At 64.6% G+C, this 16,075-nt stretch carries 13 protein-coding genes; 10 read left to right on the forward strand and 3 right to left on the reverse strand.

The window, feature by feature from the left end:
- Positions 1 to 238 precede the first annotated feature (238 nt).
- The 3 genes from XBLMG947_RS02235 (at position 239) to pbpC (ending at position 7,222) form a co-directional block, all read left to right on the forward strand.
- Positions 239 to 3,205, forward strand: coding sequence for a TonB-dependent receptor (locus XBLMG947_RS02235; RefSeq protein ID WP_065466176.1), 2,967 nt, complete (start codon positions 239 to 241; stop codon positions 3,203 to 3,205).
- A 148-nt stretch (positions 3,206 to 3,353) separates the two neighbouring features.
- A complete protein-coding gene (locus XBLMG947_RS02240; RefSeq protein ID WP_065466177.1) occupies positions 3,354 to 4,301 on the forward strand; it encodes a glycerophosphodiester phosphodiesterase family protein in 948 nt (315 codons plus the stop codon).
- Between the two features lie 530 nt (positions 4,302 to 4,831).
- On the forward strand, positions 4,832 to 7,222 hold the full coding sequence (pbpC, locus tag XBLMG947_RS02245; RefSeq protein WP_425479219.1) for a penicillin-binding protein 1C: 2,391 nt from the start codon (positions 4,832 to 4,834) through the stop codon (positions 7,220 to 7,222).
- Positions 7,223 to 7,435: 213 nt separating this feature from the next.
- On the opposite strand, the gene XBLMG947_RS02250 is transcribed toward pbpC, so the two are convergent.
- The gene (locus tag XBLMG947_RS02250) at positions 7,436 to 7,996 is read right to left on the reverse strand and encodes a ferritin-like domain-containing protein (protein ID WP_065466179.1); all 561 of its coding nucleotides are present in this window, start codon (positions 7,994 to 7,996) and stop codon (positions 7,436 to 7,438) included.
- 42 nt (positions 7,997 to 8,038) lie between these two features.
- The gene (locus XBLMG947_RS02255) at positions 8,039 to 8,521 is read right to left on the reverse strand and encodes a peroxiredoxin (protein WP_065466180.1); all 483 of its coding nucleotides are present in this window, start codon (positions 8,519 to 8,521) and stop codon (positions 8,039 to 8,041) included.
- A 159-nt stretch (positions 8,522 to 8,680) separates the two neighbouring features.
- On the opposite strand from XBLMG947_RS02255, the gene XBLMG947_RS02260 reads away from it, so the two are divergent.
- From XBLMG947_RS02260 to hflC, 5 genes are all read left to right on the forward strand, one after another.
- The gene (locus XBLMG947_RS02260; RefSeq protein ID WP_065466181.1) at positions 8,681 to 9,157 is read left to right on the forward strand and encodes an Hsp20/alpha crystallin family protein; all 477 of its coding nucleotides are present in this window, start codon (positions 8,681 to 8,683) and stop codon (positions 9,155 to 9,157) included.
- Positions 9,158 to 9,568: 411 nt separating this feature from the next.
- Complete coding sequence (locus XBLMG947_RS02265; RefSeq protein WP_065466182.1) at positions 9,569 to 10,468, forward strand: DnaJ C-terminal domain-containing protein; 900 nt, start codon at positions 9,569 to 9,571, stop codon at positions 10,466 to 10,468.
- A 450-nt stretch (positions 10,469 to 10,918) separates the two neighbouring features.
- The gene (gene pilH, locus XBLMG947_RS02270; protein ID WP_065466183.1) at positions 10,919 to 11,305 is read left to right on the forward strand and encodes a twitching motility response regulator PilH; all 387 of its coding nucleotides are present in this window, start codon (positions 10,919 to 10,921) and stop codon (positions 11,303 to 11,305) included.
- 560 nt (positions 11,306 to 11,865) lie between these two features.
- The gene (hflK, locus tag XBLMG947_RS02275; protein WP_065466184.1) at positions 11,866 to 13,002 is read left to right on the forward strand and encodes an FtsH protease activity modulator HflK; all 1,137 of its coding nucleotides are present in this window, start codon (positions 11,866 to 11,868) and stop codon (positions 13,000 to 13,002) included.
- Positions 13,002 to 13,865, forward strand: a complete 864-nt coding sequence (gene hflC, locus XBLMG947_RS02280) for a protease modulator HflC (protein ID WP_065466185.1) — start codon at positions 13,002 to 13,004, stop codon at positions 13,863 to 13,865. The genes hflK and hflC overlap by 1 nt, the downstream gene beginning before the upstream one ends.
- Here hflC and XBLMG947_RS22400 read toward each other — a convergent pair.
- A complete protein-coding gene (locus XBLMG947_RS22400; RefSeq protein WP_139074345.1) occupies positions 13,849 to 14,121 on the reverse strand; it encodes a hypothetical protein in 273 nt (90 codons plus the stop codon). The genes hflC and XBLMG947_RS22400 overlap by 17 nt on opposite strands.
- Between XBLMG947_RS22400 and XBLMG947_RS02285 the strand changes: the two genes are divergently transcribed.
- A complete protein-coding gene (locus XBLMG947_RS02285; protein WP_065466194.1) occupies positions 14,120 to 14,305 on the forward strand; it encodes a DUF2065 domain-containing protein in 186 nt (61 codons plus the stop codon). The two genes, XBLMG947_RS22400 and XBLMG947_RS02285, sit on opposite strands and share 2 nt — an antisense overlap.
- Positions 14,306 to 14,738: 433 nt before the next feature.
- Positions 14,739 to 16,031 (forward strand): adenylosuccinate synthase, encoded by a 1,293-nt coding sequence (locus XBLMG947_RS02290; RefSeq protein WP_019300370.1) that lies wholly within the window; start codon positions 14,739 to 14,741, stop codon positions 16,029 to 16,031.
- The last annotated feature ends 44 nt before the right edge of the window (positions 16,032 to 16,075 follow it).

Here is a 16,075-nt window from a genome sequence, read left to right on the forward strand (position 1 = left end):
GCCAAGTGGCTTCGCCCCGCGCCCTCACTCCAAATCCCTCTCCCGTTGGGAGAGGGGCTTTTGAAGCGCCGCACTGAAGGTTGTTGCGGATTTCCGACGACCTTCTTCGCATCTGATGACGCCACTGCGCATTGTCTTGGAATTGCAATGCAAGAGACATGCAAGTGTCATTTCCACTGACTACGGTGTCGTGCTTTCTCACAGGCGTGGCGCCCTTGCTGCGCGATCCCGGGATTCCATGCAGCGCTCCAATTCGTACCGTTTTCAGCTGTCCGTTCTCGCCGTTGCCATCGCGGCATGTTCACCGGCGTTGCAGGCGCAGACCAACGCGACTTCTGCTGGCGCAGGGCGCACCGTTCCATCGTCGCCTGCAGTATCTGTAAATCCCGCAGGCGCCAGCACGGCACCGGGCGACGCAGTAGGCGGCGAATCGGTCGCGTCCTCAGCTGAAGTATCCAACGCAGACGCGCCGGCCGCCGCCGCCAAAGCCAGCGTGCAAACCCTCGATGCCATGCAGGTCACCGGCGTGCGTCGTGCCAATGCAGCGGCGGTAGAGAGCAAGCGCGCGGCGACCAATATCACCGATGTGATCAGTGCCACCGACGTGCGCGCCTTGCCCGACAGCACCATCGTCGAAGCACTGCGCCGCGTGCCGGGTTTGTCCGTATTGCCGGCCACCGACAACGAGCATCCGCGCGACGAAGCAGCCACGCCCGTATTGCGCGGCCTGGGTCCGTCTTACAACAACGTCACCATCGATGGCTTGACCATCGCCTCGCCCGGCACGCCGAACGGTACGCTCGGTTCGATCACCCGCGGCGTGCGTCTGGATCTGCTGCCGGCCTCGATGGTCAGCGAGTTGCAGGTGGTCAAGACGTTTACGCCGGATCTGGATCCCAATGCCACCGGCGGGGCAATCAATCTCAAGACACGCAGCGCGTTCGAAAACGGCGGCAAGCCGTTCTTCAGCGCCGAGGCGGCGCTGGGCCACGCCAACGATGTCGGCAAACCGCGCGATCAGGACGACCCGGGGTACCGCTTGAATGCCACCGGCAGCCGCACCTTCGGCAGCGAGCAGCAGTACGGCGTCACGCTGTCGGCCAACTACCAGACGTTGAGCAGCTACACCGAAACCCATATGACCACCGACACGGTGCATTACGGGTTCTACGACAACAACGGCGTGCTGCAGACCGGCGCCAATCTCGGCAATGGTTGGGCGGTGCCTCAGCAGGATAAATATTGGTACGTGCAGGATCAGCGCGACCGCTATGGTGTCACCGGCAAGTTCGAGATGCGGCCCAGTGCGGCGCTCGAAGCGTATGCGATGGCCGGCTACTACTATTTCAAGGACAACATGGATCGCAACGAGGTCCTCATCGACCCGCGCAACCGCGACCGCGTGTTCAATCAGACCGACACGTCCGGCAGCTATCCCGGCGGCGATATCGAAGTGGGATATTCCAACCAGATCGTCACCACGCGTACCAAGGTTGCGCAGCTGGGCACGCTCTGGCGGCCGACCGATCGGCAGCAATTTTCCGCGCGTGGTTCCTGGTCGGATGCGACCTACGACGAGCCGATCCGCATGATCAAGTACGCCACCGGGATCACCCGTCCAGCGCCGGTGCCGGTGGGCCAGACCGGCAGTGGCGTGACCCTCAATGCCACGCCCAATTACGCGTTCAACTACGACACGTCGAATCTCGACCAGCGATTCGGAGTGTCGCCGCAGGCGTATAACAACCTGGACAACTACAGCCTGTCGTACTGGCGGCCGGACTACAAACGCAGCGCGTCCGATCGCATCCTCACCGGGCGGCTCGATTACGGCTTCAACCAGGGCGAAAGCGATCAAGGCATCGGTTTTGCGGCAGGCGTGTCGTATACCACCGACACGCCGTCCTACAACATCTATCGGGTCGAATATCAGCCCAACACCATGGCGCCTGCGCTCGGTCTGGCCGATGTGGTGGGTACCGGCAGGGCGCCGATGCGCTATGTCGGTTTGAACCTGCTGACCATCGATCCGAACAAGGCCAACCGCGCGCTGGCCGCCACGCCATTGAGTGCCTTCAATAGCACCGACCAACTGGCCTTCAGCAATCAAGACAATTTCACTCATACCGAAAAAACCTTCGGCAGCTACGGCTTGGTCAGCTATCGCAGCGACCGTTTGAACGTGCAGGCCGGTGTGCATTTCGATAGCACCAAGCTCGACACGGTGGGTCGCAAACGGCAGCTGGATGCGGCAACCAATCACTACGTGTATGTCGACAACCCGACCAGTGCGGACTACGACTATCTGCTGCCGTCGGCGGTCATGACCTACCATCTGACCGATGCGCTGGACCTGCGCGCCGGCGCCAGCCGCACGCTGGGCCGCCCGCCGTACGATGCGTATGCAGCGCGCACGTCGGTCGGCTTCGTCAACACGGCCGATGCCGGCAACCCGAATGCGCAAGGCGTCACCGTCACCATCGGCAACCCCGATATCAAACCGCGCGTGTCCAATAACCTGGATCTGTCGCTGGAATGGCGCCTGCCCGGCGACTTCGATGCCTTCGCGTCCACGGCGGTGTTCGACAAGCGCATCCAGGACGAAATCTTTACGCTCTCGCGCACCGATAGCTTTACCTTCGACGGCACCACCTACGCCAATGCCTTGATCAGCACCCCGGCCAATGCGGCCAAGGCGCGCATCCGTGGGGTCGAGTTCAACGGCATCGTCAACACCTTGGCGCCCATCGCGCCGTGGCTCAGCGGTGTGGGCTTCAGTGCCAATGTCGCCGTGCTCGATGGCAGTCTTGACGTGCCGTACAGCGCCGGCAGCGGTACGGCTGTCACCCAGCGCGAACGCAAGCTCGACAACCTGGTTGGCCAACCGGACTACACCGCCAACGCCACGGTGTTCTACAACACCGGCGGGCTGGAGTTGCGTGCGGCCTACAACCGGCAGGGCAAGGCCTTGCGTTCGATCGTCAGCAATATCGATTGGCAGGACCTGTATTGGTCGCCGCGCTCGCAGCTGGATTTCACTGCCACCTATGCCATCAGCAAACAGCTCAGCGTGATCGGCCAGGTCAGCAACATCACCCACAGCCGCATCACCAGCGTGACTGGTCCAGGGCAGAATCTGCTCAAGGACAGTTACTCGGTGCCCACCACGTACTGGTTTGGTCTGCGCTTCACACCGACGTTCTGAGCGCAGCGCTTGAGATAACGCAGTCATCGGCCGGATGCAGATGCCGCTAGATCGGACGTGCGAGCGGTGCTTACCGCATCCAGCTTGCATGTGCTTGGTCTGGTGCAGACGCCGTCGGGCGATCAGTCACCCACTTGAGAGTTGTTCGATGACACTACGTTCTGTTGCCACTGTCGCCGCCATGCTGTGCGCGACGCTCGTCAGCTCCGTGCATGCAGCGCCCACCGGTGTTGCGGCGATCCAGGCCCGCTTGACCAATCCACAGGGCGGCATCGTGGTGGTCGCCCATCGCGGTTGCCACGCGGCCGCGCCGCAGCATGGCTTCACCGACACAGCACCGGAAAACTCGCTGGCCGCGCTGCAGCGTTGCATCGCCATCGGCGCCGATGTGATGGAAACCGACGTACGCCGAGCCGCCGACGGCACGCTGGTGATGCTGCACGACGCCACCGTGGACCGCACCACCGATGGCACCGGCAAGCTGTCCGAGTTCACGCTGGCCGATCTGCAAAAGCTGCGGTTGCGCAGCGACGAAGGCGGCGCCCAGGCACCGCTGACCGACCAGCGCGTGGTCACGCTTGATCAGATGCTCGCCAAGTCCAAAGGCCACATCCTGCTCAATCTGGACGTCAAGGATGCGATCTACGTGCAGGTGATTGACGCGGTCGCACGCGTCGGCATGCAGCATCAGGTGATCGTCAAGGCCGAAGCTGGCATCGCAACCTCGCCGCTTGCAGCGATGCAGCCGTTCGACCGTGTGTACTTCTTCCCGATCCTGATCAACGCGCATGGCACCGCCGATCTGGCCGCGATCGCCACGGCACAGACCCGCAACGCGCACCCGGTGGCCTTCGAACTGCCCAAGATGGCCGCATCGCAATTGCCCGCCTTGGTGGCAGTGAGCAAGGCGCACAAGGTGCGGCTGATGGTCAACTCGTTGTGGGAAGGCTTCATTGCCGGCTATGGCGGCGACGCCGATGCCGAACGCGACCCGGACAAGGTCTGGGGCCGGATGTACCGCGATGGTGTGTCGATCATCCAGACCGATGCGCCGGAAGCCTTGTTGCGCTATCGCGCGACGTTGGAAAAGCCCTGAGCGGGAGGCCGTGTGGCAACCGTACCTGCTAGCAACAGGCTGTAGCACCGAGCGCTGCACGCGGGCGCAGGGCGAGCGGTCACCGTAGCATCATCGTTGTCCTGATTGCAGCCGCCTTGCTCTATCGCAGCACCCGGCGACCTACCGGGCGTCTGGGGCTTGGCTGGAAGGGTGACGTGTGCCCGTACTGAGCTAGCGTGCCACGCTGCCGTGGCTACCAATCTGGAGTGGCTGGGTGCCGCACGCCTGGCCCAGTGCAGCCTGGACGGTGTTTGCCGTCTTCGATTCAGCGGCCAGCAGTTGGCTTGGGTGACGCTGCGCTTCTCGCAATGTGGCTGCTGCGTGCGCTGTTCTGGCCGGCTCAGTCAGCGTATCGCTCCGTTGTGTCTGCCCGGGCGCAACATTCACAGCGCAGCATCTGGCGAGTCATCGGAGGTCGCACGTTAGCGGGCGTTGCGTAGCAGTGGCCGAAACACGGTTTGCCCTGCATGCTTTGCACGATGGACGAACAGCCGCAGGCGCAAACAGGGATGAACCGGGGGCAGTCGCGCCTGCGCACGCCGGCACACCGGGCCCACCATCGACGTCGCTGGTTGCGATGGCTGCGCTGGAGCACAGCCGCACTGTTGACCGTCATGCTGCTGCTGGATCTGGCCTTCCCGTTACCTCTGCCCAAATCGCGCGATACCTCCACATTGGTGGTCGCGCGCGACGGCACGCCATTGCGCGCGTTCGCCGACCGCAATGGCGTGTGGCGCTATCCGGCCAGCCCGGACACGGTGTCGCCGCTGTATCTGCAGGCGTTGCTGAACTACGAAGACCGCTGGTTCTGGCGGCATCCCGGCGTCAATCCGTGGGGGCTGCTGCGTGCCGGCGGGCAGTGGTTGGGGCAGGGGCGCATCGTTTCCGGCGGCTCCACCCTGACCATGCAGGTGGCACGCATCCTGGACCCGCACACGCGCACGCCGTGGGGCAAGGCCAAGCAGTTGCTGCGCGCGCTGCAGCTAAAAGCGCATCTGAGCAAGCACGAGATTCTCACCCTGTATCTGGAGCGCGCGCCCTACGGCGGCACCATCGAAGGTGTGGACGCAGCCAGTTGGGCGTATCTGGGCAAACCGTCCAAGGCGTTGTCGCAGGCCGAAGCAGCCTTGCTGGCGGTGTTGCCGCAATCGCCCAGCCGCCTGCGGCCGGATCGGCATCCCGAAGCCGCACAACGTGCGCGCGACAAGGTGCTCGACCGCATGGTGGAGCTGGGCGTGTGGTCGCGCGCGCAGGTGGACGATGCGCGTATCGAACCGGTGGTCACGCGCTCGCTGAAGCCGCCGCTGCATGCGGCCTTGCTGGCGCAGCGCCTGCACAACGCACAGCCGCACGCCGCACGCATTGTCACCACGCTGGACGTGGAGCTGCAGCGCACGCTGGAAGAACGCGTGAGCACCTACTTTTCGCAATTGCCCGAGCGCACCTCGGCCGCCTTGCTGGTGGTCGACAACGCCACGATGCAAGCGCGTGCCTATGTCGGCTCGGCCAGCTTCGGCGATCGCAAACGGCTCGGGCATGTGGACATGGTGCAGGCCTGGCGCTCGCCTGGTTCGACCCTGAAGCCGTTCCTGTACGGCATGGCGCTGGACGATGGCCTGATCCATTCGGAAAGCTTGCTGGTGGATGCGCCGCAAAGCTTCGGCAACTACCGGCCCGGCAACTTCGATGCCGCCTTCAACGGGCCGGTGAGTGCGGCCACCGCATTGCGCCTGTCATTGAATGTGCCGGCGGTGGATCTGCTCGACCGCATCGGCCCGACACGCTTTGCCGCGCGGCTGTCCAATGCCGGTATTGCGCTGCACTTCCCGCGGGGCAGCACGCCATCGCTGGCGTTGATCCTGGGCGGCACCGGCGCGCAGTTGCAGGAATTGGTGGGCGCGTTCGCCTCGCTCAACCGTGCCGGCATTGCTGGGCGCGTGCGCTACACGCCGGACGATGCACGGATCGACCGACGCCTGATGTCGCCAGGCGCGGCCTGGATCGTGCAGGAGATCTTGCAGAGCAATCCACGCCCCGGCTACGGCAATGGCACCTGCGACACCGCCGCGCGCCCCGGCGTGGCCTGGAAGACCGGCACCAGTTATGGCTACCGCGATGCCTGGGCGATTGGTGGGACGCGGCGCTACACCGTTGGTGTATGGGTAGGGCGGCCGGATGGCACCCCCTTGCCGGGCCAATATGGCGCAGTCACCGCATTGCCGCTGATGTTCGAAGTCATCGACGCATTGCCGCGCAACGCCGGCGACAGTGCACCGCTGCCGATGCCAGCGACGGTGCAGACCAGCGAGATTTGCTGGCCGCTCGGTGGCGCGTTGGAGCAGACGCCGCCGGCACTGTGCGCACGCCGTGCCGAGGCTTATGCACTGGATGGCGCGCTGCCACTCACCTTCGCCGAGCGCGACGCGCGCCTGTGGCAAAGCGGGCGGCTGCAGTTCGAGGTGGACGCACGCAGCGGCCAGCGCCTGTCGCAGGAATGCACGCAGCCGCACGTGCGCACGTCACGTGCGTTGGCGCGTTGGCCGGCACTGGTGTCGCCCTGGCTGAGTGCGGCAGAACGCACGGCCGCGCAGTTGCCGCTACTGGCACCGGACTGCCTGACGGACGAGCGCATGACCGGCGGCGGCGTGCTACGCATCGATGGGCTGAGCGACCGCGCCACCTTGGCGCGCGCAGACGACACCGCACGCCCGGTGCGTTTGCAGTTGCGCGCGCTGGGCAGCGAGGCGCGTATCGATTGGTTGCTGGACGGTCGCTGGATTGCACAGACCGACGGACGCCAGGGATTTCAGCGCGATTTTGCCGACGTGGGAGCGCACACGCTCACCGCCATGGCCAGCGATGGCGCCTGGACCCAGGTGCGGTTTCGCGTCTTGCGTTGAGTGGGGGATAGCCGCACGTGTCGGAGCGCATCTGGGCGCGATGGGGCTTTACCAATAGCGCTTCGTCGCGCCCTGGTGTGCTCCTACACCGAACATGAGTGCGGCCGTCCACGCCTGCAAATAAGAGCAGGGCGCCAAACGGCGCCCTGTTCTTATTGCATCTTCGACAATGCAGCCACATACATCAGTGCACGCTGCACCGACGCACCCCACTCACTCGCCGATCCAGCCTTCCAGCATGTCGGCGAACTCGTCGGCATGCTCTTCTTCCTGCGCCAGGATGCTTTCGAGAATGCGCTTGGTGGTGGTGTCCTTGTCGCCGATGAAGTCGATCATCTCGCGGTAGCTGTCGATGGCGATGCGCTCTGCGATCAGGTTTTCCTTGACCATGTCGCGCAGATCGGTGCCTTCCTTGTATTCGGCGTGCGAGCGCTTGGTCAGCGTGTCCGGATTGAGGTCCGGTTCGCCGCCCAGCTGCACAATGCGCTCGGCCAGCTTGTGCGCGTGTTCCTGTTCCTGCTGCGCATGCTCCAGGAACTCGCCCTTCACCGCGTCGGCAAGCATGCCCTTGGCCATGAAGTAGTGGCGGTAGTAGCGCAGCGTGCACACATATTCGGTGGCGAGTGCGGTGTTGAGCAGTTCGATCACCTTCTCGCGATCGGCGTGGTAACTCTCGGTGATGGCGCCGTCTTCGATGCTCTGGCGTGCGCGTGCGCGCAAGGTGGCGGTATCGGTGATACCGGCGGGGGTTTTGGTGGCTGGCTGGTTAGACATGGCTGGCCGTTTTCCTTCTACATGGACGGGGGAATCGATGGATCAATCCGGCAGGTGCTGCAGCACGTAATCGGCCGCAGACACCTTGAATTCGCCGGGTTCTTCGACAAACAACGCTTTGACCACCGCGTCGTCTGCATACAATGCGTAGCGGCGCGAGCGCAGGCCCATGCCTGAGCCGCTGGCGTCGATTTCAAGGCCCAGCGCGCGTGCCAGTTCGGCGTTGCCGTCGGGCAGCAGATGCAGACCGTCGGGAATCAGCTGGCTGCGTCCCCATGCCTGCATCACGAACGGGTCGTTGACCGCGGTGCACAGCACCTCGATGCCGCGTTTGCGAAATTCGTCGAAGTGTTCCACATAGCCCGGCAGGTGCTTGGCCGAGCAGGTGGGGGTGAAGGCGCCCGGCACTGCGAACAGCAGTACTTTGCGGCCTGCGAACAAGCTATGGGTGTCGACTGCCTCGATGCCGTCGCGCATGCGCTTGAGCACGACTTCGGGAATGCGGTCACCAACGTGGATGGTCATGCGGCAGGCTCCTGTGGCTGAACGAATTCTAGAAAGCGGTGGGGGAAAAGCGCGTCAACGCGCTTGAAATCCGTCCGCGCACGCCTATTTGACGCTCATGGCCGGCGCAACTGCGCATGCCGCGGTCGCCGGCCCTCATCAACCCTTTGGAGGCTTGCAATGAACATCGTTCGTTATCCCCAATTTCCCACCCACGCGCTGCAGAACGAGATCAAGCATGTGTTCGATCGCTTCTTCGAGCAGAACAGCGACACCGACGAGTCGGCCGTGGCGACCGCGCAGTGGGTGCCGCGCGTAGACATCAAGGAAGAGCCCAATCACTTCGTGCTGTACGCCGATTTGCCGGGCATCGATCCGAGCCAGATCGAGGTACAGATGGACAAGGGCATTTTGTCGATCAAGGGTGAGCGCAAGAGCGAATCCAGCACCGAGACCGAGCGCTTCTCGCGGATCGAGCGCCGCTATGGCAGTTTCCATCGCCGGTTCGCCTTGCCCGACAGCGCCGATGCCGATGGCATCACCGCCTCCGGCCACAACGGCGTGCTGGAAATCCGCATTCCCAAGCGCCCGGCCGCCACGCCGCGCCGTATCCAGGTCGGCAATGGCCAGGACAGCAGCGGCAGCACGGTGCAGTAAGCGCAACGGATGGAGCGGTGGCGCGCTTCACCAACGCGCGGTCTCAGCTGGCTGGCCTGTGCGTTGCGCGCAGGCCGGCTCTGCGACCGGTGGCACCGGCGGCATCTTTGTCAGCCGGAACTGCCCGCTGCAAGAGGCTGGACCTGGAGCGAAGCCATCGGCTTCGCTCCCCGGCGACAGCCGCGCCGTAGAATAGGCGCGGTTGCCCGCCCGGCTGCGAATAGATTGGCCAATACCTTCGTTGCGTGACCGTCTTGCGGGCGCGGCTGGTATGCGAACGCTGCACGTACACCTGTACGCTGCAGGTCCGCGCACCTCCCGCACCGTACAGGTGCGATCCGCTGGAGTGCTGGCCGCTCGAACTGGCTCGTGGCCTTGGCTGCGGGCCGTTTTTTTTCCAGAGGTGATTAGATGGAATTCAAGGATTACTACGCAACGCTCGGCGTGGAGCCCAGTGCAGGCGATGCGGAGATCAAGACCGCCTACCGCAGGCTCGCGCGCAAATATCATCCCGACGTCAGCAAGGAAGCCGGCGCCGAAGACAAGTTCAAGGCGATCAACGAAGCCTACGAAGCGCTGCGCGACCCGCAAAAGCGCAAGGCTTACGACCAGTTGAAGGCGCAGGGCTATCGCCCGGGCGACGAATTCCAGGCCCCGCCTGGCTACGGCGGCGGGCAGGGCTTCGATTTCGAGGAAGTGTTCGGCAACGGCGGCGCCGGTGGCGGCTTCAGCGATTTCTTCGAAAGCCTGTTCGCCGGCCAGCGCGGCGGCCGTCCGCGTGGCCCGGGCGCCGGGCCCGGCGTAGGTGCCGGCCCGCAGGCGCGCGGCGACACGCGCGCCAAGCTGGCGGTGCCGCTGGAGGCGGTGCATTCGGGCGACAGCGTGCGCATCACCATCAACGGCAAGCAGTTGGACGTGCGCGTGCCCAAGGGCGTGCAGCCGGGCCAGGTGATCCGACTGAGCGGACAGGGCAATGGCGGCGGCAACCTGTTGCTGGAGATCGAATACGCGGCGCATCCGCACTTCGAGGTGGACGGGCGCAACATCCTGTACACCTTGCAGGTCATGCCCTGGCAGGCCGCGCTGGGCACCACCATCAGCGTGCCCACGTTGGGCGGCTCGGTCGAACTGAAGGTGCCGGCCGACTCGGATGCCGGCCGCAAGCTGCGCCTGCGCGGCCGTGGCCTGCCCGGGACCACCCCGGGCGACCAGATCGTGGAACTGGAAATCCTGGCCCCGGCCCCGACCGACGACGCGCAGAAAAAGGCATACCGCAACTTGGCCAAGGCGTTCGGCGAGACTGTCAGCTGAGCTGATCAGCGCAGGCGAGATGCGTCGCTCGCCAGGCGAGCGCAGGAAACACGCCCGTTCCAGGCGGGGCGAGGAGGCGCGGCCAGTGCGCCAGTGACGCATGTTCCCTGGAGCGCCCGCGCCGCAAGCGCGGGCGGGGATCAGGGAAGGTCGCGCTGCGAGGTGCTGCGCGATGTCCACCTGCGCCATCGCATCGCCGCCGTACCCTCATCGGCGCTGCGCGCCACCCTTCCCCGAGCGAGACGGCAATCGAAGCGCTGTCCGTTGACCTCTGCGGTGAATCCAACAGTGTCCTATCCGACGTAGTGCTCCTGCGCTCGTCGACAGGCAAAGACGGCGCGTCAGTCCATCGCGCATCGCAGCACTCGCCAGTCATCGAGCACCAACTTGGCCCAGCTACCGAAAGCGCGGTGGGCGCACTACACTCGCCGCGCACACTAGGGGAAACACATGGCACGCATTCTGATCGTCGACGACTCGCCGTCGCAGCTGCTGGGGATTCAGCGCATCGTCGAGAAGCTGGGGCACGAAACCATCACCGCGACCGATGGGGCTGCCGGCGTGGAAGCTGCCAAGCAATCGCTGCCGGATCTGGTGCTGATGGATGTGGTGATGCCTAACCTCAACGGGTTCCAGGCCACGCGCACGCTCAAGCGCGAACCGACCACCCAGCATATTCCGGTGATCCTGGTCACCACCAAGGATCAGGACACCGACCGCATGTGGGGCATGCGCCAAGGTGCCCGCGCCTACATCACCAAGCCCTTTTCCGAAGACGAACTGCTGGAAGTGATGGAACGCGTGTTCAATCAGAAAGACGAACCGCCGACAGCGTAAGTGCGTCGGCGAGGCGTGATCGACGGCGGATTTCGCAATCGGTCGCTCGGTGTGACGATCGATGTGGGGGCAGGGCAGACCGCTCCTGAAGGAAGGACGTTGGTGGTATGGGCACGGGGGACGTCTCGGCTCGGAGCAGCAACTGGCTGGACGACAGCGAGTTCCAGGTCAGTCATGGCCCGAGGCCTGCACGCTTCATCGCGCCACACCTGGACCCAACCGGTTTGCCACGGACTCGGCAATGGGATTCCATCCAGCCAAGACCCGATCGGTGGCCCGGCTGCGACCAACACGATGAGGACTCGGCCTCCCGGCGGGTGGTGACTCTCACCACGGTCGTCACACGCCACGCGGACACCTGGCCCGGCGCACCGTCCCACTCCCGTGAACCGCCGCAGTGTTTCCCGGGCCGCCCAATCCGCCCCGCCGGCTAAACCAACAATGCATCACACCGGGTCTTTCAAAACGGTGTGTCTGCCCCATCTAGTAGAATCGGCGAATCAAACAACACGGCGGCACTGCGGGACTGGCCCGCACAGCCCCTCGATCATGGAGCGTGCATGGCCTGGAACACACCCGGCAACAAGGGCGGAGACGGCCCGGATCCCAACCGTCGCAGGTCCTGGGGGCCGCGCGGGGGCGGCAACGGTGGTGGCTGGGGCAATCTGCCCGCCCCGTTGAAAGAACTGTTCGACGGTGGCGTGGGGCGCTGGATCCTGGTCGCGGTGGTGCTGATGGTGCTGTTCTCCAGCTTCCAGCTCATCGGCGAGCAGCAGCGTGGCGTGGTGCTGCGCTTCGGCCAGTTCTCGCGCATCCTGCAGCCCGGCCCCAACTTCAAGCTGCCCTGGCCGATCGAGTCGGTGCGCAAGGTCAATGCCACTGAGATCAAGACCTTCAGTAACCAGGTGCCGGTGCTGACGCGCGACGAGAACATCGTCAACGTCTCGCTCAACGTGCAGTACCAGATCAGCGACCCACGCAAGTACCTGTTCGGCTCGCGCAATGCCGATCTGGTGCTGGAGCAGGCCGCGCAAAGTGCCGTGCGTGAGCAGGTGGGGCGGTCCGACCTCAATACCGTGCTCAACAACCGCGGCCCGCTGGCGATCGCCTCCAAGGACCGTCTGCAGCTGGCGCTGGACGCCTACAACACCGGCCTGTCCGTGACCGGCGTGACCTTGCCGGACGCGCGTCCGCCAGAAGAAGTGAAGCCGGCCTTCGACGAGGTCAACGGTGCCCAGCAGGTGCGCGAGCGCCTCATCAACGAAGCGCAAGCATATGCCGCCAAAGTGGTGCCGGAAGCGCGCGGCCAGGGTGCACGCACCCGGACCGGCGCCGAGGGCTACAAGCAGGCGGTGATCTCCAAGGCCGAGGGCGACGCCGACCGCTTCACCCTGTTGCAGGAGCAGTACGCCGGCGCCCCGGAAGTCACCCGCAAGCGCCTGTGGCTGGAAACGGTGCAGAAGGTGTTGTCGGAGAACCGCAAGGTGATCGGCAGCGATGGCCGCCAGGTCATCTATGTGCCGCTACCGGCCGATGCCGGCAAGTCAGCCAACACCGGCGGCAATGCGGGCAATGGCGGCATGCCGTCGATGGTGCCGCAGGACGTGCTGTTGAATCCGCCGCAAAGCGCCAGCAGCGAGGCCATCCGCAACCCGGAACGCGGGCCGCGCCCGACCGGCCGTGAGGGAACCGAATAATGAAGAATTCGCTAGTTATCGGCCTGATCGTCGCCGTGTTGCTGACCCTGATGGGCTCGGTCTTCGTGGTGCGCGAGGACCAGACCGCCATGGTGCTCAACCTGGGCCGTGTGGTGCGTGCCGACCTCAAGCCCGGCCTGCACTTCAAGATTCCGGTGGTGGAAACAGTGCGCGTGTTCGACCGCCGCTTCCAGGTGCTCGATACCGCCCCGGCGCGTTACTTCACCGCCGAACAGAAAGACGTGAGCGTGGACTTCTTCGCCATCGGCTACATCTCCGATGTGCGGGCGTTCTATCGCGCCACCGGTGGCGAGGAGTCGGTGGCCAACTCGCGCCTGGCGCCGATCATCACCGACTCGCTGCGCAACCAGATCAACTCGCGCACCCTGCAGCAGTTGGTCTCCGGCGACCGTAGCGAATTGATCGCCAACCAGCTCAAGGGCATCAACGGCGCGATCAAGGGCCTGGGAATGCAGATCACCGACCTGCGCATCAAGCAGATCGACCTGCCCACCGACAGCCAGGTGATCACCGACGTCTACGAGCGCATGCGCGCCCAGCGTAAGCAGGAAGCCAGCAAGTTGCGCGCCGAAGGCGAAGAGCAGGCGCTGACCATCCGTGCCCAGGCCGACCGCGAGAGCACGGTGATCAAGGCCGATGCCGAGCGCGACGCACAGAAGCTGCGGGGCGAGGGCGATGCGCAGGCTGCGCAGATCTATGGCCAGGCGGGCTCCAAGGACCCCTCGTTCTACGCCTTCTACCGCAGCCTGGAGGCTTACCGCGAGTCCATGACCGACGGCAATGGCGTGGTGGTGCTGGACAAGAACGACCCGTTCCTGCAGTACCTCAAGAACGATCGTTGATCGCGTCCTGAGAATGCAAAAACGCCCGCAGATGCGGGCGTTTTTGTTGGTGTGCTTTGCAGCCGGTCATGCATGGATCTACCGCCGCGCGGTGTCTAAAACATGCTGGTTTGGGTATTGGCTTCTTTGCGGAAGCAGCCAGGGCGTCATCGTGGTCCTGCGTATGCGCATTGCGGCCTTGCACTTCGAGACGCAGGGCGTGTGGGACGATTTTTCCCTCACACTGCATCGTCCAGATTGTTATGGTGTTGGTCATGCAAGAGTTCCTCTCCGCCCTGTGCCTGATCGTCGTCATCGAAGGCCTGCTGCTGTTCACCATGCCGGTCGCCTGGAAGCGCATGGTCGAGCAGCTGTTCAGCCTGCCCACCGCGCAGCTGCGCGCCATCGGAGGCGTCCCATTGGTGCTGGGTGCGACGGCGTTGTGGATGGTGCGGCGCTGAGGAGGGATTCCTGGGCGCGGCGGTCTACCTGTCGGGTGTCCAGCAATGACGTGAGCCGGTGGCGATTGATGGCTCTGGCGCCAGCGCACGGCCCAGGCGCTAGGTATCGCTACCGCGCCCGGCCTTCAACCATCTGCTCCGGCAACGATTGGCCCCAGCAGTTTTCGTGAGGTCCTGTCAGCTCTGTGTGCCAGGCTCTCCAGCAGACGTCGTCCGAAAGGGTAGTGCAGGTCACCGGAAACCCGGATAATGCACCAAAGCCGGCCGGGCACGCTCCAACCAGAGCACTCCGTTCGGCTTTTTCCGTGTCAGGGCTGTCGCGCCACTGCAACGCTCCCCGATGGAGCCGCGCGCAAGGTGTCGCTGCCAGCCCTGCGTCGGTCCCATCCCGCGGCCCCGATGGCCGCAGTAAAACTTTAGGAGTTCACCCGTCATGGGTCAGTCAGTTGTCGTGCTCGGTGCCCAGTGGGGCGATGAAGGCAAAGGCAAGATCGTCGATCTGCTCACCGAAGAAATCGGTGCGGTGGTCCGCTTCCAGGGTGGCCATAACGCCGGCCACACGCTCGTCATCAATGGCAAGAAGACCGTCTTGCATCTGATTCCGTCCGGCATCCTGCGCGACGACGCGCTGTGCCTGATCGGCAATGGCGTGGTGATCTCCCCGGCCGCGTTGATCAAGGAAATCAGCGAGCTGGAAGACGCCGGCGTGGAAGTGCGTTCGCGCCTGAAGATCTCCCCGGCCGCGCCGTTGATCATGCCGTACCACATCGCCCTGGATCAGGCGCGCGAAAAGGCGGCCGGCGGCAAGGCCATCGGCACCACCGGTCGCGGCATCGGCCCGGCGTACGAAGACAAGGTGGCGCGTCGCGGTATCCGCATCGCCGACCTGCATTACCCGCCGCAGCTGGAAGAGCTGCTGCGCACCGCGCTGGATTACCACAACTTCGTGCTGACCAAGTACCTGGGCGTGGAAGCGGTCGATTTCCAGAAGACCTACGACGAAGCGCTGGCCTTCGGCGACTACGTGCAGCCGATGAAGTCCGACGTGGCCGGCATCCTGCACGACCTGCGCAAGCAGGGGAAGCGCGTGCTGTTCGAAGGCGCCCAGGGCGCGTTGCTGGACATCGACCACGGCACCTACCCGTACGTCACCAGCTCCAACACCACCGTGGGCGGCGCACTGGCCGGCACCGGCGTGGGCGCCGATGCCATCGACTACGTGCTCGGTATCGCAAAGGCTTACGCCACCCGCGTAGGCGGTGGTCCGTTCCCGACCGAGCTGGACGACGAAGTGGGCCAGGGCATCCGCGACCGCGGCGCCGAGTACGGCGCCTCCACCGGCCGCCCGCGTCGCTGCGGCTGGATGGACATTGTCGCGCTCAAGCGTGCGGTCGCCATCAACGGCATCTCCGGCCTGTGCATCACCAAGCTCGACGTGCTCGACGGCATGGAAAAGCTCAAGGTCTGCATCGCCTACGAATACCGCGGCAAGCGCACCGAATACGCACCGCTGGACGCGCAGGGCTGGGAAGAATGCACGCCCGTGTACCTGGAGTTCCCGGGCTGGACCGAGAACACCCACGGCATCACCGAATGGGACAAGTTGCCGGTCGCTGCCCGCGCCTACTTGCGCGCGCTGGAAGAACTGGCCGGCTGCCCGATCAGCATTGTCTCCACCGGCCCGGATCGCGACCACACCATGGTGCTGCAGGACCCGTTCGCCTGATCGGCTGATGCGTGATCGAAACGGCAAAAGCCCCGCGAAAGCGG

The organism is Xanthomonas bromi, assembly GCF_900092025.1.
GTDB classification, from domain to species: Bacteria; Pseudomonadota; Gammaproteobacteria; order Xanthomonadales; family Xanthomonadaceae; genus Xanthomonas; species Xanthomonas bromi.